The sequence below is a fragment of the Winogradskyella maritima genome, from assembly GCF_042650215.1.
Taxonomy (GTDB): Bacteria; Bacteroidota; Bacteroidia; order Flavobacteriales; family Flavobacteriaceae; genus Winogradskyella; species Winogradskyella maritima.
In genome coordinates this window covers 804,279-829,879 of the sequence record NZ_JBHSAT010000004.1, presented here as the reverse complement: position 1 = coordinate 829,879, position 25,601 = coordinate 804,279, and the positions used below count along the sequence as shown (strand labels likewise).

The 25,601-nt window shown below is 38.2% G+C and carries 23 protein-coding genes; 17 read left to right on the top strand and 6 right to left on the bottom strand.

The window, feature by feature from the left end; all coding sequences use genetic code 11:
• Positions 1-96: 96 nt before the first annotated feature.
• The 3 genes from polA (at position 97) to ACFOSX_RS04670 (ending at position 5,365) form a co-directional block, all read left to right on the top strand.
• Positions 97-2,934: a DNA polymerase I gene (gene polA, locus ACFOSX_RS04680; RefSeq protein ID WP_386097509.1), complete on the top strand. Its 2,838-nt coding sequence runs from the start codon at positions 97-99 to the stop codon at positions 2,932-2,934.
• Positions 2,935-3,032: 98 nt separating this feature from the next.
• Positions 3,033-4,670 carry an FAD-dependent oxidoreductase gene (locus ACFOSX_RS04675; protein WP_386097507.1) on the top strand — a complete coding sequence of 546 codons (1,638 nt, stop codon included), beginning with the start codon at positions 3,033-3,035 and terminating at the stop codon, positions 4,668-4,670.
• Positions 4,670-5,365: a DUF2490 domain-containing protein gene (locus ACFOSX_RS04670; RefSeq protein ID WP_386097505.1), complete on the top strand. Its 696-nt coding sequence runs from the start codon at positions 4,670-4,672 to the stop codon at positions 5,363-5,365. Before ACFOSX_RS04675 ends, ACFOSX_RS04670 begins: the two co-directional genes overlap by 1 nt.
• A gap of 56 nt (positions 5,366-5,421) precedes the next feature.
• Here the strand turns inward: ACFOSX_RS04670 and ACFOSX_RS04665 are convergent, their stop codons facing one another.
• The gene (locus ACFOSX_RS04665) at positions 5,422-5,982 is read right to left on the bottom strand and encodes a type 1 glutamine amidotransferase domain-containing protein (protein WP_386097503.1); all 561 of its coding nucleotides are present in this window, start codon (positions 5,980-5,982) and stop codon (positions 5,422-5,424) included.
• A 214-nt stretch (positions 5,983-6,196) separates the two neighbouring features.
• Between ACFOSX_RS04665 and ACFOSX_RS04660 the strand changes: the two genes are divergently transcribed.
• Complete coding sequence (locus tag ACFOSX_RS04660; protein ID WP_386097501.1) at positions 6,197-6,373, top strand: hypothetical protein; 177 nt, start codon at positions 6,197-6,199, stop codon at positions 6,371-6,373.
• Here the strand turns inward: ACFOSX_RS04660 and ACFOSX_RS04655 are convergent.
• Positions 6,351-9,008 carry a DUF5916 domain-containing protein gene (locus ACFOSX_RS04655; protein WP_386097499.1) on the bottom strand — a complete coding sequence of 886 codons (2,658 nt, stop codon included), beginning with the start codon at positions 9,006-9,008 and terminating at the stop codon, positions 6,351-6,353. The two genes, ACFOSX_RS04660 and ACFOSX_RS04655, sit on opposite strands and share 23 nt — an antisense overlap.
• A 170-nt stretch (positions 9,009-9,178) precedes the next feature.
• On the opposite strand from ACFOSX_RS04655, the gene ACFOSX_RS04650 reads away from it, so the two are divergent.
• From ACFOSX_RS04650 to ACFOSX_RS04590, 13 genes are all read left to right on the top strand, one after another.
• The gene (locus ACFOSX_RS04650; RefSeq protein ID WP_386097497.1) at positions 9,179-10,186 is read left to right on the top strand and encodes an FUSC family protein; all 1,008 of its coding nucleotides are present in this window, start codon (positions 9,179-9,181) and stop codon (positions 10,184-10,186) included.
• A 201-nt stretch (positions 10,187-10,387) separates the two neighbouring features.
• Positions 10,388-10,843 carry a 50S ribosomal protein L13 gene (gene rplM, locus ACFOSX_RS04645; RefSeq protein WP_386097495.1) on the top strand — a complete coding sequence of 152 codons (456 nt, stop codon included), beginning with the start codon at positions 10,388-10,390 and terminating at the stop codon, positions 10,841-10,843.
• Positions 10,843-11,229 (top strand): 30S ribosomal protein S9, encoded by a 387-nt coding sequence (rpsI, locus tag ACFOSX_RS04640; protein WP_386097493.1) that lies wholly within the window; start codon positions 10,843-10,845, stop codon positions 11,227-11,229. Before rplM ends, rpsI begins: the two co-directional genes overlap by 1 nt.
• 316 nt (positions 11,230-11,545) lie before the next feature.
• Entirely contained in the window at positions 11,546-12,331 is a 786-nt protein-coding gene (rpsB, locus tag ACFOSX_RS04635; RefSeq protein ID WP_386097491.1) for a 30S ribosomal protein S2, read from the top strand.
• 60 nt (positions 12,332-12,391) lie between these two features.
• Positions 12,392-13,366 (top strand): translation elongation factor Ts, encoded by a 975-nt coding sequence (gene tsf, locus ACFOSX_RS04630; RefSeq protein ID WP_386097489.1) that lies wholly within the window; start codon positions 12,392-12,394, stop codon positions 13,364-13,366.
• Between the two features lie 131 nt (positions 13,367-13,497).
• Entirely contained in the window at positions 13,498-14,313 is an 816-nt protein-coding gene (locus tag ACFOSX_RS04625; protein WP_386097487.1) for a hypothetical protein, read from the top strand.
• Between the two features lie 124 nt (positions 14,314-14,437).
• Positions 14,438-15,145 carry a UMP kinase gene (gene pyrH / locus ACFOSX_RS04620; RefSeq protein WP_386097485.1) on the top strand — a complete coding sequence of 236 codons (708 nt, stop codon included), beginning with the start codon at positions 14,438-14,440 and terminating at the stop codon, positions 15,143-15,145.
• 48 nt (positions 15,146-15,193) lie between these two features.
• Positions 15,194-15,748 (top strand): ribosome recycling factor, encoded by a 555-nt coding sequence (gene frr / locus ACFOSX_RS04615; RefSeq protein ID WP_386097483.1) that lies wholly within the window; start codon positions 15,194-15,196, stop codon positions 15,746-15,748.
• 39 nt (positions 15,749-15,787) lie between these two features.
• On the top strand, positions 15,788-17,068 hold the full coding sequence (locus tag ACFOSX_RS04610; protein WP_386097481.1) for a DUF5686 family protein: 1,281 nt from the start codon (positions 15,788-15,790) through the stop codon (positions 17,066-17,068).
• Between the two features lie 74 nt (positions 17,069-17,142).
• Entirely contained in the window at positions 17,143-19,551 is a 2,409-nt protein-coding gene (locus ACFOSX_RS04605; RefSeq protein WP_386097479.1) for an efflux RND transporter permease subunit, read from the top strand.
• 7 nt (positions 19,552-19,558) lie between these two features.
• Complete coding sequence (gene asnS / locus ACFOSX_RS04600; protein WP_386097477.1) at positions 19,559-20,992, top strand: asparagine--tRNA ligase; 1,434 nt, start codon at positions 19,559-19,561, stop codon at positions 20,990-20,992.
• Between the two features lie 261 nt (positions 20,993-21,253).
• Positions 21,254-22,717, top strand: coding sequence for an RNA polymerase factor sigma-54 (gene rpoN / locus ACFOSX_RS04595; RefSeq protein ID WP_386097475.1), 1,464 nt, complete (start codon positions 21,254-21,256; stop codon positions 22,715-22,717).
• 8 nt (positions 22,718-22,725) lie between these two features.
• Positions 22,726-23,331 (top strand): hypothetical protein, encoded by a 606-nt coding sequence (locus tag ACFOSX_RS04590; protein WP_386097473.1) that lies wholly within the window; start codon positions 22,726-22,728, stop codon positions 23,329-23,331.
• Here the strand turns inward: ACFOSX_RS04590 and ACFOSX_RS04585 are convergent.
• From ACFOSX_RS04585 to ACFOSX_RS04570, 4 genes are all read right to left on the bottom strand, one after another.
• Positions 23,326-24,018 (bottom strand): porin family protein, encoded by a 693-nt coding sequence (locus ACFOSX_RS04585; RefSeq protein ID WP_386097471.1) that lies wholly within the window; start codon positions 24,016-24,018, stop codon positions 23,326-23,328. The genes ACFOSX_RS04590 and ACFOSX_RS04585 overlap by 6 nt on opposite strands.
• 87 nt (positions 24,019-24,105) lie before the next feature.
• The gene (locus ACFOSX_RS04580) at positions 24,106-24,570 is read right to left on the bottom strand and encodes an ExbD/TolR family protein (protein ID WP_386097469.1); all 465 of its coding nucleotides are present in this window, start codon (positions 24,568-24,570) and stop codon (positions 24,106-24,108) included.
• Positions 24,571-24,582: 12 nt separating this feature from the next.
• A complete protein-coding gene (locus ACFOSX_RS04575; protein ID WP_386097467.1) occupies positions 24,583-25,197 on the bottom strand; it encodes an ExbD/TolR family protein in 615 nt (204 codons plus the stop codon).
• 6 nt (positions 25,198-25,203) lie between these two features.
• On the bottom strand, positions 25,204-25,593 hold the full coding sequence (locus ACFOSX_RS04570; protein ID WP_386097465.1) for a hypothetical protein: 390 nt from the start codon (positions 25,591-25,593) through the stop codon (positions 25,204-25,206).
• Positions 25,594-25,601 lie beyond the last annotated feature (8 nt).

The window sequence follows — 25,601 nt, the reverse complement described above, 5'->3', positions numbered from 1 at the left end:
CTAAAATCGAAACATAATTCTTCCCATTTCGTTTCAAAAACTATCCGTGGAAACGCTCATATTTTTGTAGCTTTATGCTCTTTCAAAATTGAAACTATGTCCGACCAAAAACGCCTATTTTTAGTTGATGCCTACGCATTGATTTTTAGAGGTTATTACGCATTTATAAAAAATCCAAGAATCAATTCCAAAGGCCAAGATACCTCAGCCATTATGGGGTTTATGAATTCGCTTTTAGACGTTATTAAGCGCGAACGCCCAGACCATTTAGCCGTGTGTTTTGACAAAGGAGGTAGTGCCGACCGTGTGGAAATGTTTGAAGAATATAAGGCCAACCGTGACGAAACGCCAGAAGGCATCCGCACCGCCATTCCGCATATTTGTGAAATTTTGGAAGCTATGCACATCCCCATTATGGTAAAGGAAGGCTACGAAGCCGATGATATCATCGGAACTCTGTCTCGGCAAGCCGAAAAGGAAGGCTACAAAACCTACATGGTCACGCCAGATAAGGATTTTGCGCAATTAGTCACCGAAAACATATTTATGTATCGCCCCGTTTTTGGCGGTGGTTACGAAACTTGGGGAATCCCTGAAGTTCAGAAAAAATTTGAAGTCACCGACCCGCTCCAAGTGATTGACTTCTTGGGAATGATGGGCGATTCTTCAGATAATATTCCAGGCTTACCGGGCGTTGGCGAAAAAACAGCGAAAAAGTTTTTGGCCCAATATGGCAGTATGGAAAATCTTTTGGCCAACACCCACGAGCTAAAAGGTAAAATGAAGGAAAAAATCGAAGCCAGTAAAGAACTTGGATTATTATCCAAACAACTGGCGACCATTATACTCGATGTCCCTGTGACCTTTAATGCAAAGGATTTTGAATTGGACCACCCTGATGTTGAAAAAGTAAAGGCGCTGTTTCAGGAGCTGGAATTTAGAAGATTGACGGACAACTTTTTGAAGACTTTTGCGCCTCAAGACGCAGAAGCTCCGAAGGCAACTGCCACTGCCGAGACTAAACAACCTTCAAAACCAAAAAGCGCAGGTTTTGGCCAATTTTCGCTTTTTGGTGGTTCAGAGGAATCGGATGACACTTCCCAAACGCCAAGCCATATAAGACAAACGGCTGAAACTACATCTCATTTTTACCAAAGTGTGGCGCCAGGTATGGCAACCACTTTATTCTTAAAGAATTTGATGAATCAGACGTCCGTGTGTTTTGATACAGAAACTACAAGTTTGAATCCGCTCGAAGCAGAACTCGTTGGGATTGCCTTTTCCTGGGAAGCTGGCAAGGGATTTTATGTTCCAATTCCGGAAGATAAGTCTGAAGCCCAAACCATTGTGGACACATTGAAACCGTTTTTTGAAAACGAGGCTATTGAGAAAGTCGGGCAGAATCTTAAATACGATATAAAAGTTTTAGCCAAGTACAGTATCGATGTCAAAGGGCCATTATTCGATACTATGTTGGCGCATTATTTAATCAATCCAGATATGCGTCATAACATGGATGTATTAGCCGAAACTTATCTCAACTACACACCAATTTCCATTACGGAACTCATTGGCAAAAAAGGGAAGAACCAACTTTCCATGCGTGATGTGCCATTAGAAAAGCAAACCGAATATGCAGTTGAAGATGCGGATATTACTTTACAATTGAAGACCCATTTCGAAAAAGAATTGCAAGACGCCAATACTCAAAAACTCTTCAAGGAAATTGAATTGCCACTATTACGTGTTTTGGCTGATATGGAGCTTGAAGGTATTAATCTAGACACTAATTTTCTATCGGATTTGTCTTCCGCTTTAGATACAGATATTGCCAATCTCGAAAAACAGATTTATGACGATGCTGGCGAAGAATTCAACATTGGATCGCCAAAGCAACTTGGCGTTATTCTTTTTGAAAAATTGAAGTTGGTCGATAAGCCAAAAAAGACCAAGACAGGTCAATATTCCACTGCTGAAGATGTGTTGAGTTATTTGGCAAAAGACCATGCTATCATTCAGCATGTATTGGATTATCGTGGATTGACCAAGTTGAAAAGCACTTATGTCGACGCTCTTCCAACTCAGGTTGAAAAAACCACCGGGCGTGTACACACCAATTACATGCAGACCGTTGCGGCGACGGGTCGATTGAGTAGTAATAATCCTAATTTGCAGAATATCCCTATTAGAACAGAACGTGGTCGCCAAGTCCGAAAAGCCTTTATCCCTAGAGATGAAAACCACGTTTTGTTAGCGGCAGATTACAGTCAGATAGAATTACGCATCATAGCAGCTCTAAGTGAAGAGGAAACCATGATTGAAGCCTTTAAAAATGGTGAAGATATTCATGCGTCCACGGCTTCAAAAGTCTTTAATGTGGCTATTGATGATGTCACAAGAGAACAGCGTAGTAATGCCAAAACGGTCAACTTCGGGATTATTTATGGTGTGTCTGCCTTTGGTTTGAGCAACCAAACAGATTTGTCGCGAAGTGAGGCCAAAGATCTTATCGATACCTATTATGCTACATATCCAAAACTTCGCGCCTATATGAGCGACCAAGTAGATTTTGCACGAGACAATGGTTATGTACAAACGGTTTTAGGACGTCGCCGTTATTTAAAAGATATCAATTCCAGAAATGCCGTGGTGAGAGGTGCCGCTGAGCGAAATGCCGTCAATGCACCGATACAAGGATCTGCGGCCGACATCATTAAACTGGCAATGATTAACATTCATAAAAAACTAGAAACTGAAAATTACACCTCCAAGATGTTGCTTCAAGTACACGATGAATTGGTCTTTGACGCCTACAAACCTGAGCTTGAAAAACTAAAAGCACTCATAAAGTTTGAAATGGAAAACGCTTTTAAATTAGAAGTGCCACTCGATGTTGAAATGGACGTTGGAGAAAATTGGCTAGAGGCGCATTAATAGCCACTGACGTTAATGATATTATAACAGGCTTTTAAGTAGTATAGGTATTTAATATCTTCGTACTTACGAAAAAGTAAGTCGGTTAATACAATTTCATGAAAGACCCAAGGTTTCCAGAACTATCATATCGCCAAATCAACAAATTAAAGTCTTACGGCGAAGTAGAGACTTATGAAAAAGATGCTTATGTCTTCAAAATTGGTGATAACACCTATGATTTTTTTGCTATTCTTGAAGGTGAAATTCATATTGAAGACCCTTACAACGACACCATAATTGTAAAGCATGGTAAATACGAATTCTCAGGAGACAGTGGCATGCTTTCTGAACGTAGCGCACAGTTTCACGCTGTGGCAAAAGCTGGGTCAACTCTACTACGCATAAAACCCAAACAGCTGAAAGAAGCTATTTCAAAAAATAGTGACATCAGTGACATTCTACTCAATGCCTTTTTGTTACGACAAGAAACTGTTCTCAATGAAATGAGTGGTGGCATGAAGTTATTAGGTTCAGAAAAGTCAAACAAAACTTATGAAATTCGAGACTTTTTAGAGAAAAACCATATATGGTATAATTTCTTGGATGTTGATTCTAGCCAAGAGGCCAAAGATCTATTGGCGCATTTTGATCTTTCGCAAGATGATTTACCACTTCTTATAAATAGCGAATCCAAAGTATGCAAAAATCCTAGTTTGGAAGAGTTAGGACGCTATAGCGGTGTTCTCATGGATTTTGAAGATAAAATCTTTGATGTTTTGGTCATTGGTGCTGGCCCAGCAGGTTTAGCTGCAAGTGTATATGCCGCTTCTGAAGGACTTGAAGTAGTAACTATAGACAGTGAAGCGCCTGGAGGACAAGCGGGTAAAAGTTCAAAAATTGAAAATTATTTAGGCTTCCCAACCGGCATTTCTGGTGGTGATTTGGCAAATCGTGCTTATGTGCAAGCCCAAAAGTTTGGATGCAATATTTCCATCCCCCATAGAGCAAAAAGCCTTGAGCGCCATGATGGATATTTTACAGTCTGCGCCACTAATGATAAAGTTATTAAATCTAAAGCCATCATTATAGCCACTGGTGCAGATTACAGACAGCTTCCCATAGATAATATAAACGATTATGAAGGTAGCGGAGTTTACTATTCAGCAACAGGTATGGACGTCAGTCACTGCAAAGACGAAGAGGTAGTAATTGTTGGTGGTGGTAATTCTGCTGGTCAAGCAGCTATGTTTCTATCTGGTTTTGCAGATAAAGTCCATGTAATGATTAGAGGGAATAATCTGGGCGCAAAAATGAGTGATTATTTGGTACAACGTTTAGAGGATTCTGATGTGATAGAAATTCATAAGGAAACAGAAATAACAAAGTTGAATGGCAACCATTACCTAGAATCCATAGAAGTGAGTTGTAAAGACAACACCAATGAAATGCCAATTTCCAACGTATTTTCTTTCATAGGCGCCAAGCCAAATACCAAATGGTTGGAAGACAATGTAGTCACAGATGAAAGAGGCTTTATATGCACTGGACCAAACCTTCAACCAAAAGATTTAGAAACCTGCCATATTTATAAAAACAGAAAACCCCAGTCTTTAGAATCTAGCGTTGCTGGGATTTTTGCTGTGGGCGATGCCAGAAACGGTTCTGTAAAACGTGTTGCTTCGGCTGTAGGCGAAGGATCCATGGCGGTATCTCAAGTCCACACCTATTTAAGTGAATTAAACAATAAATTATAATGACAAAAAAACTATTCCTTTTTTTAACCCTAGTATGCTTTTCTCTATTTAGTAAAGCGCAAATTGGCGAAGACAAAGTCGGTGCCTGGTACATGTATTTTTGGAATACACAATTTAAGGAAAGTCAATGGGGACTTCAAGGTGATATTCAATATCGTAACTGGAACCTCATCGGTGATTTAGAGCAATTATTGTTAAGGGGTGGAATTACATACACACCAAAAACAGCCAACATTAAATTTACCTTAGGTTACGGAAATATTACAACGGGTGCTTTTGGTAGTGATGCTGACGACACTGTAAATGAAAGTCGTATTTATCAGGAAGCCTTATTCCCTTCAAAAGTGGGGAATCGATTATATTTTAACCATAGAATCCGATACGAACAGCGTTGGGTAGAGAATCAGGATTTTAGAACAAGATATCGGTATAATTTATTTTTGAATGTGCCATTAAATCAGTCTGAAATCTCTAAAGGCGCCATTTACCTTGCGCTTTATAATGAATTATTCCTCAATGGCGAACGGAACATCGGTGACAATCGACGTGTAGAATTATTTGACAGAAACCGAACCTATTTAGGACTCGGTTATTCGCTTTCACCTAAAGTGAATATTCAGTTAGGTTACATGCGCCAAGTCACGGATAACTGGGGAAAGAATCAGTTGCAATTTAGTTTGCACCACAAAATATAATGCATAAAAAAAGCAGAACAAACGTTCTGCTTTTTTATTATAATCTGATTACAAGATTATGCCATCTGCATTTCATGCTTTCCTTCGTAGACTTCTTCTACTAATTTGGCATTAAATGCTGGCAGGTCTTCTGGAGAACGGCTTGTTACCAACCCTGCATCAACAACTACCTCTTGATCTTTCCAGTTTGCACCAGCATTAATCATGTCTGTTTTAATAGAGTTAAATGAGGTAATCTCTCTATCCTTTAACACATCAGCTTCTGCCAAAATCCATGGCGCGTGGCAAATTGCCGCCACTGGCTTATGGTTTTCAAAAAATGAGCGTACAAAATTAATTGCTGTTTTGTCGCGTCTAATTTGATCTGGGTTAATCACGCCTCCCGGTAATACTAGAGCGTTATAATCTTTCTGTGAGACTTCATCCACAGTTTTATCTACTTTATAAGAATTACTCCAATTTCCGTCAGCCCATCCTTTGATTTCACCTTCTTCCACACTAATGATGTGCACATCCGCACCAGCTTCTTCTAAGGCTTTTTTTGGTTCTCTTAATTCACTTTCTTCAAATCCATTGGTTGCCAAAATAGCAACGGTCTTTCTATCTAAATTTTCCATTTTGAAATTTTAATTTGTTAATAATTTAATTACTTAAATATAACACGAAAGACCTGTAATTACAAGGATTTTAAAGGGTTTAACCTAAGCTTAGTACCTTTTGTTAAGAGATGTTATTTTTGATATAAGGATACCGATTAAGTCAACATCCATTTGAAATGAGGTTAGAGATTCATAACCTTTATCGTAGTTTGTAGTCTGAAAATTCAGAACTATGATTATCTCAAAATTACTATCTCTTGGAGGCGTTGTTTTAAAAAACAAAAAAGCCAGATTCCTGATCGGAGCGGCAAAATTAGCCATTCTTGCTTACGCCATTAAGAAAGGTGAACCCGAGCCAGAATTAAAGGTTGATCCTTCAGCTGATACTAAAGTGCGAATCGATAAGTAGCCTTAAGTAAAAAGGTGTTTTCAGGACGCTGTTTTAGCAATTGATTATCAATAATGCTTCCAAAGTCATTATTGACATTTCCTAAACCTGTTATGCCTTGTGACCATACCAAGAAAATTTCCGATCCTGGAATATACTCCCAACGCAATACTAAATTAGATCGAAACTGCACAAAGGCAAAATCCGGATTTCCGAATGAATAATCCGTACTTCCATTTCTGTCTTCGTCTACATTAAAGGTATTTCCGTCTTGACTAATTTGATTTTCATCATATACTGTAATACGATCATTTACAGAATCTGCATCCGCTTGATTTACAAATTTAAAATCTGAAAAATCTGCCTTGAATATAAAGGGTTGGCCGTAGTATTGGATGGTTAAATCCGGGTTGATATTGTAGTTTAAACGTAACGTAGCACTCAAACTTTCATTGTCAATCGTCCCTAAAATATAACGGCTGGTGTCCTCAAAAGATGCTTGCCCTACGTACTGCGTAATGGTTGGCGTTTGCTCATATCGAAGGTCTAATGATAAGCTCAATGCGTTTAAAGGTTGGTATCTAAAGCGCATCTCGTAACGTCTCAATTGAAAAACATCTTCCTGAGTATCTAAATGAACATAGCCCAAAACCGTACTGAATTTCTTCCTTTGATCTGTTCCAACAAACCAAAACCCAAAATTCTCCTGATTATCTTGCCAACGTGGGCCACCTCTTAAAAAGGCATTAGAATATGTTCTGGGAATATGACCAAAACCTGTATCAAAGAACCAGTTGTTGGCAAAATTCACATTGCCTTTAAATTCGTGTTGGGTTCTATTAAAATGGCCTCCAAAATCAAAACGGTTTACTAACTCATAGGATAACTGCGCTCTACGATACCAATCCGTTGGTTTGTTAAAAAACCGTCGGATGTTGACAAACTGCCTAATGTCGTCGGCTTGTCTCAAAAATCCTATATCGTTCAATTCCAACTCTGGGGATTTCCAATTCACTCCTATATTATAGTTCCAGTTTCCATTTCCACCTTTTCCAACTTCCAAAGCGCCACCAGTTCCTGTTAAGGATGTTCTGTTTGGATCAAAATCTAAATAATCTGCATCGACGCGCTGAAATAAATGTGTAATATTAGATTGAGTGTTAGCAATAGCCTCTTCAGTTCCCTTCACGGTACTTAGAGAAAGATTACCTTCCACATAGTAGGTTCTATTTTTCCAATTGTGTCTAAAATCTATCCCGCCAGAATATGCTGATTTATGAAGGAAGTCCAAATTGCCTTCTAGCTTTCGGTTTACGGCTGTAAAAATACCGCCGATGTAGGAATTTCGATCATTAAAATCTTTTTGAACCCGTGTGACCAAATAGTTGGTAAATGGTTCAACGAGCTCTTCACGTTCATCGCCAACGGTAGCCAAGTTGTCTATAATCTCCTCGCGTTCGTCTAATTTAATTTCAGCAAATTCTTTGGCTGTAACGCTTTCCAATATTCCGATGGCCCAACCGTCTTTGGTTTTACCGCTGAATTTCGCTGCCCCTAAAATGGTACTGAAATTGGGAATATCTTCATATTCGCCCAAACTTGGATTTGCTGTTGTAAACCCCTGTGGTGTCCGACCGATACGTCTTGAAAAGAACAAATTGTCAGAGCCACCACCCAACCTAAAATCAAATACATTTTTATTTTCCACGAAGAATGGTCGGCGTTCCTGAAAGAAAATCTCAAAGCCATCTAAGGCAATGGCACCCGGATCTGCATCTACCTGACCAAAATCGGGGTTTATAGTTAAATCTAATGTAAGGTCATTGGTAATACCAATCTTGGCATCCAAACCTCCTGTTAAACGTGTATCGCTACCGTCTCTAAAAGGATTACCAGATTGCGCTTCATAAGTGTTAAGCTGAGCAACAGTGTAAGGTTGAATTTCAAGTTGTTTTTGAGGTTTTAAACCTATTAACCCTCTTAATTCCCCAAACTCACTGACCCACCCAGGCGGATTAGCCTCAAGTGGTTGCCAGGTTGAACGTTCTTCATTATTAAAATAACGTCTTGTGGATTGTAAACCCCAAGTTTGTTCTTGCTCATTTCCAAATCTTAATTGACTTAAAGGAATACGCATTTCTGCCGTCCAACCTTCTTCATCAATTTGGGTTTTTGTATACCATATTGGATTCCAACTAGAGTCAAAATTCCCATTATTCGATACAAATTCATCGCCTTTTACACCCGATGCCGAAATGGTGAATGAAAATGCGGTTCTGTCATCATTATAACTGTCGAGATTAATCTCTACCCAATCGCCCGGGAAATCATCGCGTCGTCCCATGCGTTTTTCAATGGTTGAAGGATCCTTCTGATAACATTTAAATGCCACATATAAATTCTTTTCGTCATATAGAATTTTCATCTTCGTTTGCTCCGTGGGAGCTGTCCCAACATCAGGTTGAAATTCCACGTAATCACTTGTCCATTCTACCAGTTCCCATGCAACATCATTTAACTGGCCGTCGATTGAAGGTGCTTTTTGATTGACAATGGGCTTTGTAGTGTAGGTTCGTTTTGGTATTGATCCCGATTGTGCATAAAATGCCAAATTAACCCCAAAGTTGAGGAGTAAAAACAGTCTAAAAGAAGTCATGATTGTGATTGATTGATGATTGTGTTCAGTTAGTTGTTACAATACTAAAGACTATTTTAATACGGTAGTGTTACACAATTCTTAAAAAAAGAACGGTTCTGTTTGAAATCAGCCAATACTAAATGGTTATACATCAATATTAATAATGGCTATTTCATATCATTGGCGTTATGACCATTCCTTTTAATTTTTCCAAAGTCGAAATAAAAGATGCCCTAAGATTAGCGTTACAATCTGCCGTCTCAGCTGCATTGACATTTGTTATCCTTAAATATTTTAACCTTCCAGAAGTTTTTGTGGCCGTGCTGTCTGCGGTGTTGGTTGTGGAACCCAGTATCGGAAATACCTTTATTGCTGCAAAGGGTCGTGTGTTGGCCACTATCGTTGGAAGTGCTATAGGGTTCATTTTACTAGTCGTTATTCCTTGGGGATTTGGCACGGCGCTTTCCTTAGCTATTGCTATGTTTGTTTTAAATGGCATATCTAGTTTTAAACCTACTTGGCGTTACGGAGTCGTGGCTGCGGTGGCCATTGCTCTGGGGTCGACAAATGATGCGTGGGATACATCGTTAGATAGAATAATTGCCATCGGTATTGGTGTGGCAGTTGGCATTTTGGTTTCCTTTGTCGTATGGCCCGAAAAGTCTGAAACCCGAACAAAACGACATATCAAAAATGCACTTAGAGCTTTATACAAACGTTTTGAATTCGCTATAGACAATACCCGTTCTGAAGAGAATGAAGGCAGTGCGCATGCTTCAAAATTTCATGAAAGTCTCAGTAAAGCTAAACAAAGCGTAGGATCGATAACCTTTAATGACCCTAAAGGATTCAGAAACCAAATCAACCAGATTGAAAAACTGTATAATTCTACCTTAATTATCAATCGGGTGGCATTGAATACCAAAGCAGACGTTACTGATGGCGACTCCGGAATTGAAAAAAACACGGAAGACTTAAAATTGTGTGCTTTAGATTTGATAAAAGATTTGATTGACAACGAATGTGCTTCCGAAGAAAAGCTTGAAGAATTTAAAGAGCAAATATCTAAAGTTAAGGACAACTTTAAAAACAGTGAGGATAATCGTGATCTTAATCTTTTGAGACATGCCTTTGTGTTTGGGGTTTTGGAAATTCAGGATAGTTTAATTGGTTTGAATGAAAGCTTTTCAGACTAGATTTATTGGTCTTCAAACTATAGTTAAACCCTTCAAATTATAATCTTAAAAATTGATGTTACATTCAATTGATTTTCAGACTCAAAAAAAAACACTCAACACTTGCCAATCCAATAAGTTATCGTAAATTTGCAAACTCTTTTTCGGGAGAGAAATGTATAACCTATCACGCCTAATAGCGTGATTATTAAATTAACTAGTGTGGACACATTAAGCTACAAAACAGTTTCTGCTAACAAAGCTACCGTGAATAAGGAGTGGGTTTTAGTTGACGCTGAAGGACAAAACTTAGGCCGTCTAGCTTCTAGAGTTGCAATACTTCTTAGAGGAAAGCACAAAACAAACTTCACACCTCACGTTGATTGTGGTGATAACGTTATTGTTATCAATGCAGAGAAAATCAACTTAACAGGAAACAAGTGGACAGATAAATCTTATATCCGTCACACAGGTTATCCAGGTGGGCAAAGAAGTTTGAGTGCTACTGAGATGTTTGACAAAGATCCAACACGATTGGTAGAGAAATCGGTAAAGGGTATGCTTCCAAAAAACAAATTGGGATCTGTACTTTTCCGTAACCTAACCGTTGTGACTGGTTCTGAGCATGCTCACCAAGCTCAAAAGCCTAAAACAATTAAATTAAACGACATTAACTAATGGAAGTAATTCACAAAATTGGCCGTAGAAAGACGGCTGTTGCTCGTGTGTACGTTGCCAAAGGAAAAGGTAACATCACGGTGAACAAAAAAGACATGGCGGTCTATTTCCCTACTGCAACATTGCAGTATAAGGTAAATCAACCAATGGCCTTGACTAACAATGATGGCAACTTTGATATTACTGTAAACGTATATGGAGGTGGTATCACCGGCCAGGCGGAAGCAATACGTTTAGCATTATCTCGCGCAATGTGTGAGCTAGATGCTGAAAACAGAGCAATATTAAAGCCAGAAGGTCTATTAACAAGAGATCCAAGAATGGTAGAGCGTAAGAAATTCGGACAGAAGAAAGCGCGTAAGAAATTCCAGTTCTCTAAACGTTAATATCCAACAATTTATATTCAGTTTTATTGTGAATATATACCCTGTCAGTTCGAGCGGAGTCGAGAACTCCTAAAACGTTTCGACTGCGCTCAACGAGACAGTGAAGATGAGTTTAAAGCATCTTCGAGAAATTAGCCACGAGTTGGCAAAACTTATTGAAATCGCTAGATCCCGAATAGCTCGGGACTGCAAAACTAAAACCAGTTTTTGTTGCTCATGACGATAAATGTCAGAGCTTAGTTTAGCATCTAAATAGTAAAGGCTTACAACAACCACTTTATTATTGCTAATACAACAGAACGTAAACTATTACAAAATGGCAAACGTAGAAGTAAAAGAATTACTTGACGCAGGTGTACACTTTGGTCACCTAACACGTAAGTGGAATCCAAACATGGCCCCTTACATCTATATGGAGCGTAACGGCATCCATATCATCAACCTTTACAAAACAGCAGCTAAAATTGAGGAGACGTCTGAAGCGCTTAAAAAAATAGCAGCTTCTGGAAAGAAGATTCTCTTCGTTGCTACTAAAAAGCAAGCTAAGGACATCGTCGCTGAAAAAGCAGGTGCCGTAAATCAACCTTACATTACTGAAAGATGGCCAGGTGGTATGTTAACCAACTTCATCACTATCCGTAAAGCCGTTAAGAAAATGGCTTCTATCGATAGAATGAAGAAAGACGGGACATTCAACTCTTTATCTAAGAAAGAACGTCTTCAGGTTGACCGTCAACGTGCTAAATTAGAAAAGAATTTAGGTTCTATTTCTGATATGACACGTTTACCAGGTGCTTTATTTGTAGTTGATATTATGCGTGAGCACATCGCTATTAAAGAAGCACAGAAATTAAACATTCCAATCTTTGCAATGGTAGATACCAACTCTGACCCACGTCAGGTAGATTATTTAATCCCTGCAAATGATGATGCATCTAAGTCTATCGATAAGATTTTAAGCTTAGTTACCGGAGCAATTGCTGACGGACTTGCTGACAGAAAATCTGAAAAAGAAGCTAAAGATGCGCCAGCAGCTAAAAAAGAAGCTCCAAAAGCTGAAGCAAAGAAAGAAGCTGTTGCCACAAAAGAGGAAGAAGAATAAACGTGTTCCCGCGCCAGTGGGAATCTTAAACAAAATAGATTTCTATTTTAATTAATAATTATGGAAAACACAGTAAAAATTACAGCTGCCGAAGTTAATAAGCTTAGAAAAGCAACGGGTGCAGGTATGATGGATTGTAAAAAAGCTTTGGTTGAGGCCGAAGGTGATTTCGACAAAGCCATTGAGGTCCTTCGTAAAAAAGGACAAAAAGTTGCTGCAAAGAGAGCCGACAGAGAATCTACTGAAGGTGCTGCTGTAGCAAAAATAAACGCAGACAATACTAAAGGTGTGGCTATTGTTTTAGGATGTGAAACTGATTTCGTTGGAAAGAACGAGAACTTCCTAAAATTAGCAAGCGACCTTGGAGAGATTGCCTTAAACCACAACAGCAAAGAAGAATTCTTGGCTGCTGATTTCGGAGGTATGACTGTTGCAGAAAAATTAGTTGAGCAAACTGGTGTTATTGGTGAAAAACTAGACATCAATGCCTTTGAAACATTAGAAGCAGCTTACGTTGGTTCTTATGTACACATCAACAAAATTGCAGCTATCGTTGGTTTATCTTCTGTAGTTGACAATGTTGAAACATTGGCTAAAGATTTAGCGATGCAGATTGCCTCTATGGGCGCAACGTCATTATCTTACAAGGATTTTGACCCTGCTTATGTGGCTTCAGAAACTGAAGCACGTATCGCAGTGATTGAAAAAGATAATATTGAATTAGGTCGTTTAGGTAAGCCATTAAAAAATGTACCTAAATACATCTCTATGTCTCAATTGACGGATGAGGTTTTAGCGCAAGCTAAAGAAGATGCCAAAGCAGAATTGAAAGCTGAAGGTAAGCCAGAGCAAATCTGGGACCGTATCTTACCAGGTAAGATGGAGCGTTTTATTTCTGACAACACAACACTTGATAAAGAGCAGTGTTTGTTGGACCAAAACTTCATTAAAGACGAAAAAATGACTGTAGCGAAATATGTAGAGTCTTACGGTGATGTTGCCGTAACCGGATTTAAACGTGTTACTTTAGGGTAAGCCTTAGTCATTACAATAATTTGAAACCGCTTCGATGTAAATTGAAGCGGTTTTTTGTTTTTAAAAATCAATTAGTGTCACTATTCCGCCAGGATAACCAAGTATTAATTAAGTTTTTCATATGTTTAATTATGGAAATAAAAAACATTATCATTTTTATATCTATTCTATTTGTCTCTAGTTGTGCTTCTCAAAAAGACTCTAAATTGATTAATATAAATCTTGAAGATTATCAAAAGTACGCTTCTCATTATGTTGATGAAAAATATTTAGAAATCTCGAAAATCGAAGATTCTATAATTCAAAAGCACACAAGTTCTTTAATTGCAATAGAGCATAAAAGAACTGATTTAGATATTTATTCATGCCCAATTTTTAAACTCAATAACGTGACTGAAGATTATTCGAAAGTTAAAAATTTCATTAGTCTAATAGACTTTTCCGATGCTTTTGAAAAACAAGTAATTTTCATATACGATGAAGATATTTTAATTAGTATGCATTCGGTAAATGCAAATTATAAATTTTCCGGTATTCAAAAACAAACTGATGAATTTGAGTTTCTAACTAATTCGTTTTTAATCCATAAAAATGAATTTGTCACAGGTCTCCCGTTTGATTTAACAGAAGTTTATACCTATAAAGAAAAATTAGAAAAAGAAAACTTTGTCTTTTTTATAGATGGAATGGACACCTATTTCATTTTAAAAAACAATACTATTTATGCGGTGCAAATGAAATTACCTAAAAATCCAAGTGACTACAAAACTTTTGAAAGCTACTTCAATGATTTGAAACCCGAGTTTATTGAAATCAATCATTTTTTAAAAAAATATGATATCAGTTTAATTTATGATGAAACTACGATGGAAGTTGTTTCTAACTTTCAAAAGCATTATCCAAAAAAGATTAAAGATTTAAACATCTTACTCAAAACTGAAAATTGAAAAACTTAATCTTCAAAGTGGCTTTTTTTACACCCAAAAATCACTTTTAAAGCTAGAGATATTTATGTAGCTTTGCTCTGCTTTGTAGCAGTAGTGCCACAAGCCAAAATCTACGACAACACACATGAAATTTAAAAGAGTCCTTTTAAAATTATCAGGCGAAGCCCTAATGGGCAATCGCCAATACGGTATTGACCCAGAACGTTTGGCAGAATATGCCCAAGACATCAAACAGGTGACCGATTTGGGTGTTGAAGTAGCTATTGTCATTGGTGGTGGCAATATTTTTAGAGGTGTCGCAGGCGCTAGTAACGGTATGGACCGTGTACAAGGTGACCATATGGGCATGTTGGCTACCGTGATTAACGGCTTGGCCTTACAATCGGCTTTAGAAGATGCTGATGTACCAACTCGTTTACAGACCGCCATTAAAATCAATGAAGTGGCAGAGCCCTTCATAAGACGTAAAGCAATGCGCCATTTACAGAAAGGACGTGTTGTTATTTTCGGTGGCGGTACAGGGAATCCTTATTTTACGACAGACTCGGCCGCTGTATTGAGAGCCATTGAAATTGAAGCGGATGTTATTTTAAAAGGAACACGTGTAGACGGTATTTACACCGCCGACCCAGAAAAGGATACAACAGCTACAAAATTCGATTTTATAACGTTTGAAGACGTCTTGAAAAAAGGACTAAAAGTCATGGATACAACAGCATTTACATTGAGTCAAGAAAACGAATTGCCCATCATTGTTTTTGATATGAACAAGAAAGGCAACCTATTAAAATTAATTTCTGGCGAACAAATTGGAACGCAAGTCAACTTGTAGTTTTAAATTTGGCGTACAATTTGATAGCATCGATTTAAAATTCATACTATGAACGAAGACATTAAATTTATTATTGATACCGCTAAGGAGGCTATGGATGCCGCCATTAAGCATTTAGAAAAAGAATTGGTTAACATTAGAGCTGGTAAGGCCAGCCCAGCCATGTTAGGTTCTGTAATGGTTGACTATTACGGTTCACAGACACCATTAAACCAAGTCGCCAACGTTAATACCCCGGATGGCAGAACCATTTCCGTACAGCCTTGGGAGAAATCCATGCTTCAAGAAATTGAGCGTGGTATTATGGTTGCCAATTTAGGTTTAAACCCTATGAATAATGGTGAGATGATTATCATCAATGTACCACCGTTAACAGAAGAACGCCGCTTAAATTTGGCCAAACAAGCTAAAGCTGAGGCTGAAGATGCTAAAATCGGGATTAGAAGCGCTCGTAAAGAGGCCAATAACGATATTAAAAAATCGGATGTATCTGAAGATTTACAAGCTAATGCTGAAATCGACGTACAAGATTTAACCGATAAATACGTTAAACGCATAGACGACATTTTAGATGTCAAGGAAAAAGAAATAATGACGGTTTAAATTCCGTCATTTTTTTTGCCTGTTGCTAATTCAAAATTTATGATTAAACATCTTGTTATTGTTTTATTACTTCTCACAGCAGTAACAGGACGTGCTCAAACTCCAAAAAGAGCTTTAGACTCCATCACTAAAGTTGAACGGGACTCTATCCGAAAAGCAGAGTTTCTTCAAAATATTGGTGTTGGATATTTTCCGACAAAGTATTGGAATTTCGATTTACGTCACCTTGTAAAATTCAATCAGTTTGAAGGTTTTAGAACGGGGGTTGGTGGTATTACCAATGAAGCCTTTTCAGAAAAATATAGAGTCAATGGCTATGTGGTTTACGGCTTTAAGGACAAAGAAGTTAAGTATAGTATCGGTGGTGGTGTTCGGCTTCATGAAGGCAGTGGCACATGGTTAAATGCTACCTATACCGATGACCTTCAAGAAACAGGAAGCTCTGGCTTTTTAACGGACAAACGCTTTTTTACCTTTTTTGAACCGCGATTATTGAACATTGATTTGTTCCATAGAAAAATTACAAAATCGCTATCCTTAGAACATCGCATCAGCAATCATTTACTTTCTGAAACCGAAGTGGCTGTCAGTCGTATCAATCCTACTTACAACTATAATTTTGATTTAAACGGCGAGCTCTTCAATACCTTTGCCTTGTCTACGGCAACGGTCAGTTTGCAATGGAGTCCGTTTAGTCAATTTGAAATGGTAGACAAACGTGTCGATGAAGTTGTTGATGGCTTTCCAAAATTCACATTACAATACACCAAGGGTTTTGCCGACGTGTTCAATGCTGATTTCAACTTTGGGAAAGTGGATTTTAGGACGATTCACCAATTCAGTTTAGGCGAAGATTCTATCACCAATCTTACATTAGTAGGTGGTTTAGCTGGTGGCGAAATTCCTTTGACACATTTATACCACGCCTACCCAAACAACATAAACAAGGACACCATTTTACAACGTTTTTCTGTGGCTGGTTTAAACAGTTTTGAAACCATGTACTTTAATGAGTTCTTTAGTGACCGTTTTATGACGTTTCAATTCAAACATTTTTTAAGGCCATTTAACATTTCGGACTGGTTTAAACCACAATTGGTACTGATTTCAAGACATGCTTTGGGCAATATGCGAAGTCGAGATAGACACATCGGTATTCCGTTTGAAACTTTGGAACAATTGTATAGTGAATCTGGTTTTGAAATCAATAAGCTTATCTTCGGTTTCGGGTTGAGTTTTGCTTATCGCTATGGCAGTTATCACCTCCCTGTTTTTGAAGATAATTTCGCCTTTAAATTCACCTTTAATCTTTCGCTTTAAGCCTAGCTATTTAGCAGGTTAAATTTTTAGTAAGTACTTAGCTTTTTTCTACCTTTGTGGGCATTATTTTCAATATGAAAAAACCTTTGACCACAGGCTTTTGGAAAGCAACTGCCCGATTGATACTGCGCAATAAAATTGCCATATTAATCACCGTGGCGCTGTACACCATTTTCTTTGCCATGCAGTGGGACAAAATGCGCTTTACCTACACCGAGGCAAATCTGCTTCCGGATGACCATGAGGTCAACGTTGTCTACAACAATTTTCTCAATATTTTTGGTGAGGAAGGCAATCTCGTAATTCTCGGCGTAAAAGATAGTTCGCTTTTTACGGTTGACAAACTGAATGCATGGAATCAACTATCAGAAGATTTCAAAGCTTACGATGAAGTTGAGACAGTGGTCTCTATAAAAGACCTTCAGAAATTAGTCAAAAACAACGAGAAGGAACAGTTTGATTTAGAACCGTTTATCAAAGATTCTATTCAATCCTCCGAACAGCTTAAAACACTCGAAAACGACCTCTTTAATAACTATCCGTTTTACGATAACTTCCTTTACAACACCGAAACAAAAACCGTTAGAACGGCCATTTACATTAAAAAAGATATTGTAAACACTCCGGCACGGAAAGAGTTTATCATGGAGACCCTTCAAAAGAAAATAGCCTCTTTTGAAGCCGATAACAACCTCGATGTGCGCGTGTCAGGGATGCCTTATATCCGTACACTGAACTCTCAAAACATCATTGATGAAATTGGGATGTTCATTGGCGCCGCACTTCTGGTAACCTCACTGATATTCTTTTTATTCTTTAGGTCGTTTAGAGCTACTATTATTTCGCTAATCGTAGTGTGTATTGGGGTAATGTGGACCTTTGGGATTATAGGATTATTGAATTATGAAATCACGGTACTCACGGCCTTGATTCCGCCATTGATTATCGTCATCGGTATCCCTAACTGTATTTTTCTCATTAATAAATACCAGCACGAAGTAAAGTTACACGGCAATAAAGTAAAATCGCTCCAACGTGTAATTACCAAAGTTGGCAACGCTACTTTGATGACCAATGTTACTACGGCATCGGGTTTTGCAACATTTATTCTTACGGAAAGCAAGTTGCTTAAGGAATTTGGTATCGTCGCCTCATTGAGCATATTGGCCATTTTTATCCTTTGCCTTTTTATTATTCCGATTCTATATACCTTTTTGCCGTATCCTAAACCTCGACACTTAGAGCATCTCAACAAACGCTGGATTAATGCTTTTGTGGATTGGATGGAGCGTATGGTAAAACACCGACGCATTACTATTTACGTCATTTCCCTGGTGTTGCTAGTCGCTAGTATCATTGGAATATATCAAATTAAAATATCAGGAAGCCTCATTGAAGACATGCCGAAAAAAACCGAATTTTTTGAGGACATCCGCTTTTTTGAACGTGAGTTCGATGGTATAATGCCTTTAGAAATCATGGTAGATACCAAGCGTAAAAAGGGTGTGATGAAACTGGCAACCCTAAAGCGTATCAATGAGCTTGAAGACTTAATCTTAGATACACCAGAATTATCTCGCCCTGTATCTGTGGTCAGTTTGGTGAAGTATTCTAAACAAGCATACTACAATGGTAATCCCAAGTATTATCAATTGCCAACCAGCCAAGAGAATAGTTTCATCTTGTCTTATGCAAAGAACTCAAACTCCGATGTCGACCTTCTAAAAAACTTTGTGGACAGTACGGGGCAGTATGCTAGGATTACCACGTTTATGAAGGATATCGGTACGGACCGCATGGAACGTATTGAGGAAGACCTTCAAACTAAAATAGACAAACTTTTTCCCGAAGAACGTTACGAAGTCACAATGACCGGTAAAGCCTTGGTCTTTCAAAAAGGAACAAAGTACCTTGTTAAAAATCTGGTTATTTCACTATCGTTGGCCATTGTTTTAATTTCGCTCTTTATGGCCTTTATGTTTAGGTCGTTTCGAATGATTGTCGTCTCGTTGATTCCAAATTTATTGCCATTATTGGTTACCGCCGGATTAATGGGTTACCTTGGCGTACCGATTAAGCCATCCACAATTCTGGTTTTCAGTATTGCCTTTGGTATTTCGGTAGACGACACCATTCACTTTTTGGCCAAATACCGACAAGAGTTGCAAGCCAACCACTGGAAAATACGAAAGTCTGTCTACGCCGCTTTGCGTGAAACAGGCGTAAGTATGTTTTACACCTCCATAGTATTATTCTTTGGGTTTTCGGTGTTTACCATTTCGAGTTTTGGTGGCACCGTAGCTCTTGGCGCATTGGTTTCAGCGACATTATTATTCGCCATGTTGTCTAATTTACTATTATTGCCTTCGCTATTATTATCATTAGAACGTAGTATTGCCAACAAACAAACACTACGTAAACCAGCTATAAATATTATACCAGAAGACGGAGAAGGCGACGCTCCCGACGATTTAAAAGATTAACATTTTTATGAAAACATATACCGTTTCAGACTTATTATCTCAAGACATTACACTACAACAAGTAGATATAAAAGGTTGGGTAAGAACCTTTAGAGCCAACCGCTTTATTGCTTTAAATGATGGGTCTACCTTAAATAACATTCAGTGTGTTGTTGATTTTGAAAATTTTGACGAAGCACTTTTAAAACGAATCACAACAGGCGCCGCGATACACGTTAAAGGTGAATTGGTGGAAAGCCAAGGTAAAGGCCAAAGCGTTGAAATTGCAGTTTCTGAGCTTGAAGTTTTAGGTGATTCCGACCCGGAAACCTATCCGATTCAACCAAAAAAACATTCATTCGAATTTTTACGTGAAAATGCACATCTACGCACGAGAACCAATACGTTTTCTGCAGTAATGCGTGTATGTTCATCAGCCTCTTTTGCTGTACATAAATATTTTACAGAGAATGGCTTTTACAATATGCATACACCGCTCATTACAGGAAGTGATGCCGAAGGTGCTGGCGAAATGTTCAGAGTGAGTACATTAGACCCAAGAAATCCACCTCTCAATGACGATGGAGAAGTTGATTACAAGGAAGACTTTTTCGGTAAAGAAGCAAATCTTACCGTGTCTGGTCAACTAGAGGCTGAAACCTACGCTATGTCATTAGGGAAAGTCTATACCTTTGGACCAACGTTTAGAGCTGAGAATTCAAATACCTCACGTCATTTGGCAGAATTTTGGATGATTGAGCCAGAAGTGGCATTCATGGATTTGGCTGGTAATATGGACTTAGCTGAAGACTTTTTAAAATCCGTCATTTCTTATATTGTTGAGCATAATAAAACAGATTTAGAGTTTTTAGATAATCGCCTCTTTGATGAAGAAAAGACAAAACCTCAAGCTGACCGTAGTCCAATGCGTTTACTTGAAAAGCTCAAATTTGTCACTGATAATAACTTTAAACGTGTTAGCTATACAGAAGCTATTGACATTTTACGAAACAGTAAGCCCAATAAGAAGAAAAAATTCAAATATCTAATCAACGAATGGGGTGCCGATTTACAGTCGGAACATGAGCGGTTTTTAGTTGAAAAGCACTTTAAATGCCCTGTTATTTTATTTGATTATCCAGCTAATATCAAAGCATTTTATATGCGTTTGAATGAAGATGGAAAAACCGTACGCGCAATGGATATCCTTTTCCCTGGCATAGGTGAAATCGTAGGTGGCTCACAACGTGAAGAACGTTTGGAGGTGCTTAAGGAAAAAATGGCCGCTTTAGATATTCCTGAAGAAGAACTTTGGTGGTATTTAGATTTAAGAAAATATGGTACGGCGGTGCATTCAGGTTTCGGATTAGGATTTGAGCGTTTGGTGATGTTTGCTACAGGGATGACCAATATTAGGGATGTTATTCCTTATCCACGAACACCTCAGAATGCAGAATTCTAAATGCGTCAAAAAGAATGACAAAACAAACCCTACAAATGCATTAATAATCTTAGATTGTTTTTTTAACTTTAATCTAGTCCGAATACGGAACTGGTTATAGTTTAAATGTCAGGTTGAGCGCAGTCGAAACCTATTAAAGTTGTCAATATGAAATACCTTTCGACTGCGCTCAAAGTGACAACAGTTTATTTTTAAGAGCTATTTATATTTAGTTGTATTTTTAGCTAAAGAATCAAATTAATGTAAGACACAAACAACCCTATGCTCAAGCAGTATTTACAATTTAAACTCTCTCAAAAACTCTCGCCACAGCAGATTCAGCTGATGAAGTTGATTCAGTTACCGACGCAGGCTTTTGAACAGCGTTTAAAACAAGAGCTGGAAGAAAATCCGGCATTAGATACTGGCAAGGAAAGTGACGCTGCTGAGGACGCTTATGATGAGTTTGACAATTCTCAGGACGAATACGATGACAACGACACCATCGATGCGGGTGACATCAACGTTGATGACTACTTAAGTGACGATGAAATCCCAGATTACAGAACGCATGCCAACAATTACAGTGCAGATGACGATGAAAAATCTATACCATACGCCGCAGGCACATCATTTACACAACATTTAATCAACCAACTTAACACCTTCAGATTGAATGAACAGGAATATGAAATTGCTGTTTTTTTAGTCGGAAGTGTTAATGAAAGTGGATATATCCGAAGAGAAATCTCTGATATCACCGATGATTTGGCATTTACCCAAAACGTATTTACTACGGATGAAGAGGTTGAAAAAGTACTTCAAATTGTGCATCAATTAGACCCTGCTGGTGTTGGTGCCAGGGACCTTCAAGAATGTTTGAGTATTCAATTACAACGCAAAGAACAGCATCCTGATGTTGAATTGGCCGCCAAAATCATTGATACTGCCTTCGAGCAATTCGCTAAGAAGCATTACAAAAAATTACTTCAAAAATTCAGTATTACAGAAGACCAGCTTAAAGATGCCATTGAAGAAATAGAACGTCTTAACCCTAAACCAGGAGGTTCTTATGCGGGCAATAACCGTATGGTAGAACATGTGGTTCCAGATTTTGCCATTAAGATTGTTGATGGCGAATTGGAGTTAACGCTAAATGGCCGTAATGCACCAGAACTCCATGTATCCCGTGAGTATAATAACATGCTTAAAGGCTACAAGGAATCTAAAGAAAAGACCAAAGCCCAGAAAGATGCGGTAATGTTTATAAAGCAAAAACTTGATGCCGCCAAATGGTTTATTGAAGCTGTACGTCAACGTCAGCAAACGCTTTTTGTAACAATGAGCTCTATTATGCATTACCAAAAGGATTACTTTTTAACTGGTGATGAGCGTCAATTAAGACCAATGATTCTTAAGGACATTGCAGACGAGATTGAAATGGATGTCTCAACCGTTTCTCGTGTAGCCAATAGTAAATATGTCGATACACCTTATGGCACTAAATTGATAAAGGAATTCTTTTCGGAATCGATGACCAATGATCAAGGTGAGGAAGTGTCTACGCGTGAAATCAAAAAAATCCTTGAAACGGTCATTGAAGAAGAGGACAAAAAGAAACCACTAACCGACGAGAAACTGGCTAAAATCCTTAAAGAAAAAGGTTATCCTATTGCACGAAGAACCGTTGCAAAATACCGAGAGCAATTGGATCTACCTGTTGCCCGATTACGAAAGGAATTGTAAACCGGCGTATGAACGTCATCCTAAAAAGTATATCCTACATCTTCCATCCTATTGTGATGCCTTTGCTTGGTGTAATTTATTATTTTCACAAAACACGCTTATTCATCCCTCAAGAACTGATGTATGCCAAGTTGTTTTCGGTATTTATACTCACCTTTCTACTTCCGATTTTGATGTACTTTTTATTGAAGACTATAAAAAAGGTAGAGACCATTCACCTATCGAGCACCAAGGAGCGTATTATTCCATTATTGGTAAATGCTATTATCATTGCCATGATTGCCATTAAAGTCTTTCCTTATGATGAAGTTTTGGAACTATACTATTTCTTTATCGGTATTCTCTGTTCGACCGTCGCCTGCCTAATTTTGGCCTTATTAAAGGTAAAGGCGAGCATCCACATGTTAGCAGTATGTGGCTTTTTTATGTTTGCGGTGGCAGTTGGGATTCACTTTCAGATTAATATCAACGGAACTATTGCCTTAATGATGTTGGTGATTGGCGCGGTTGCCACCTCCCGATTACATCTTAAAGCGCATACCAATTCCGAATTGATTATAGGGGCATTTTTGGGATTATTCCCTCAGCTTCTGCTTCTGAACTATTGGTTATAAAATGTAAAACATTATCCCTATCTTAATCGCAGAAAGGTCTATTTGCTCGCCCTCAAGTTGGGCAGATTCATCAAAAAGGGAGTTTAAGCCATAATACAATTGAAAATTCCAAGTGCCATAACCAGCGCTTAGCGTTAGACCGTAATTCCATTTTTCGAAATCATCAATGTTAGATAAGTCAATATTTCCGAAATCGCTTCGGAACTTACTCGTGTTATATAATAAGTAGCCTACTTTAAATCCTGAATAGATCCGCCAAAACTTATAGTCGGACGGAGAAGAACTACGCCATCGCAATTCAAACGGAAACTCCACCAGATAGCGTGTGAACTTGTTTTTAGTGATATTGCCTAAGTCTTCATCTGTTATGGCATAAGAATAGCCTTCCGTAGTTTCAGAAATCTGAAGGTTTTGGTTATAGGAGTTTGTAGATACGCCAAAACCTAAGCCAATTGCCCATCGCCTAGACGTATTAATAGGCATGTCTCTTATAAATCCAAAATGAAAACCCGTAGATATCCCATTTTGTTTAATGGATTCTGGAGTTCCGGACAATAAATTGTAAGAAATAGAAGCGTAAAACTGGTCTTCTCGGTACAATCTATCATAATTGTCCTGCAAACTATCGGCTTGGCTAAAAGCGATATAGGGAAGGAAACCAATAAAGGCTAAAAGAAGCTGTTTCATAATCTAAAACTACAAATAATTTAAACGACAGGATATAAAAAAGCGCTATGAACTAACATAACGCTTTTCTTAAATTAAGATTTTATATTACTCTTCCGTAGCTTGGTTAGTCAAATACATCACTTTGAGGGCGTTGGCCTCTCTAAGTTCTTGTTTAATATCTGAAACCAAACCAGCATTGGTATTTTTATCGACCTTAAAACCTACCACGATTTTCTCTCTTAACTCTTCACGAGTTTTATTGATAAATTCGTAAACAGCAGGTTTAACGTCGGCTAAGCTCGCAAAATCATCATTGATTTGTATACGCGCTTCAGTACCAACATTCTTATAAGCATCACTTGGCTTACCAGCGTAGATGAGCATAGTTCTATCTTTTTCAAGCTTTTCTATCTCACTTGCTGTTGGCAATTCATTTTTTACCTTAAGACTGTTATCTCTCATTACTGTTGCGACCATGAAAAAGAAAAGCAACATAAATACAATATCAGGAAGGGATGCCGTTGAAATCGCTGGCAAGTCACCTTGTTTTCCTTTTTTAAATTTTGACATAATTGTTACTTTTTAATTTTGTGTCGGCTCAGCTTCAGACAACTTCATAGGATATAAATCCTTGATAGCCTGAATTTGCTCATTGAGCTTCTCGTCTTTCTTAAACTGATTCTTTTCCTTCTCCTCTAGCATATCAGCAAATGATCTGTTGTAGCGTTTTTGTGCTTCACGCTCACGTAAAAAATTGTACGCTGCAACCAATTCATTTTGCACTTCAATATATTTACCATAAGAAGTTTCCCTATCGTGCTTCAGCGAAATAATCGCTTTATCCGGATGGTCCGAAGACGACGGGTCTTTTTTACCTTGACAGTAATCACAGGTTTGTCCCTCAGCATTGGTACCACCACCATTATCTAAATAGGCAATGGCCGCTTCTCTTAAATCCTTTACATCCATCTCTTCGTCTTCAACCTGAAGTTGATCTCTAAAGTTAAGATTTACCGTAAAAAGGTTCTTCTGCTTAATAACAGGAGGCTCGGTCTGTGATTCATCAATAGGTGGTAAACTTCTAAGAATACCCTTATCCTTCTCAATAGTTGTTGTTACCAAGAAGAAAATCAATAGTAAGAAAGCAATGTCAGCCATTGATCCTGCATTAACTTCTGGTGCTGATCGTTTTGCCATAATTTACTATTTACTGATTATTTTTTTAGCTCCTGCGAATAGCATAGACACAGCGGCTACTGCCAGTAAGATGTAAAAGGCTACTAAACCGGCTCCTACCATTTGTGAGGTTCCGTCTGTAGCAAATCCACCATCTTGTAATTTGTACTGTGTAGCATCGCCTCCAGAGGCGAAATATGCTATGGCCAATACCAACACAAATGCCCCGACACCAATCAATGTGTTCTTAAGGTTTGCTGTATTGGTAAATAAGTTCTTAAGCACGAAGAACAATACAAACGCTAATATTAACCCAAGCATGATGTATGCTACAAATGCCATAGGGTCAACAATAGCAGAGTCTCCTGCTTCTGCTGCTGCTTTGATCTCCTCATCACCTCTAGCTATTATTCTCACTAGGAAAA

Bases quoted from the DNA above. Each gene is read 5' to 3' on its own strand.
- polA (WP_386097509.1), top strand. From the start codon at position 97: ATGTCCGACCAAAAACGCCTATTTTTAGTTGATGCCTACGCATTGATT.
- ACFOSX_RS04675 (WP_386097507.1), top strand. From the start codon at position 3,033: ATGAAAGACCCAAGGTTTCCAGAACTATCATATCGCCAAATCAACAAA.
- ACFOSX_RS04670 (WP_386097505.1), top strand. From the start codon at position 4,670: ATGACAAAAAAACTATTCCTTTTTTTAACCCTAGTATGCTTTTCTCTA.
- ACFOSX_RS04665 (WP_386097503.1), bottom strand. From the start codon at position 5,982: ATGGAAAATTTAGATAGAAAGACCGTTGCTATTTTGGCAACCAATGGA.
- ACFOSX_RS04660 (WP_386097501.1), top strand. From the start codon at position 6,197: ATGATTATCTCAAAATTACTATCTCTTGGAGGCGTTGTTTTAAAAAAC.
- ACFOSX_RS04655 (WP_386097499.1), bottom strand. From the start codon at position 9,008: ATGACTTCTTTTAGACTGTTTTTACTCCTCAACTTTGGGGTTAATTTG.
- ACFOSX_RS04650 (WP_386097497.1), top strand. From the start codon at position 9,179: ATGACCATTCCTTTTAATTTTTCCAAAGTCGAAATAAAAGATGCCCTA.
- rpsI (WP_386097493.1), top strand. From the start codon at position 10,843: ATGGAAGTAATTCACAAAATTGGCCGTAGAAAGACGGCTGTTGCTCGT.
- rpsB (WP_386097491.1), top strand. From the start codon at position 11,546: ATGGCAAACGTAGAAGTAAAAGAATTACTTGACGCAGGTGTACACTTT.
- tsf (WP_386097489.1), top strand. From the start codon at position 12,392: ATGGAAAACACAGTAAAAATTACAGCTGCCGAAGTTAATAAGCTTAGA.
- ACFOSX_RS04625 (WP_386097487.1), top strand. From the start codon at position 13,498: ATGGAAATAAAAAACATTATCATTTTTATATCTATTCTATTTGTCTCT.
- pyrH (WP_386097485.1), top strand. From the start codon at position 14,438: ATGAAATTTAAAAGAGTCCTTTTAAAATTATCAGGCGAAGCCCTAATG.
- frr (WP_386097483.1), top strand. From the start codon at position 15,194: ATGAACGAAGACATTAAATTTATTATTGATACCGCTAAGGAGGCTATG.
- ACFOSX_RS04610 (WP_386097481.1), top strand. From the start codon at position 15,788: ATGATTAAACATCTTGTTATTGTTTTATTACTTCTCACAGCAGTAACA.
- ACFOSX_RS04605 (WP_386097479.1), top strand. From the start codon at position 17,143: ATGAAAAAACCTTTGACCACAGGCTTTTGGAAAGCAACTGCCCGATTG.
- asnS (WP_386097477.1), top strand. From the start codon at position 19,559: ATGAAAACATATACCGTTTCAGACTTATTATCTCAAGACATTACACTA.
- rpoN (WP_386097475.1), top strand. From the start codon at position 21,254: ATGCTCAAGCAGTATTTACAATTTAAACTCTCTCAAAAACTCTCGCCA.
- ACFOSX_RS04590 (WP_386097473.1), top strand. From the start codon at position 22,726: ATGAACGTCATCCTAAAAAGTATATCCTACATCTTCCATCCTATTGTG.
- ACFOSX_RS04585 (WP_386097471.1), bottom strand. From the start codon at position 24,018: ATGAAACAGCTTCTTTTAGCCTTTATTGGTTTCCTTCCCTATATCGCT.
- ACFOSX_RS04580 (WP_386097469.1), bottom strand. From the start codon at position 24,570: ATGTCAAAATTTAAAAAAGGAAAACAAGGTGACTTGCCAGCGATTTCA.
- ACFOSX_RS04575 (WP_386097467.1), bottom strand. From the start codon at position 25,197: ATGGCAAAACGATCAGCACCAGAAGTTAATGCAGGATCAATGGCTGAC.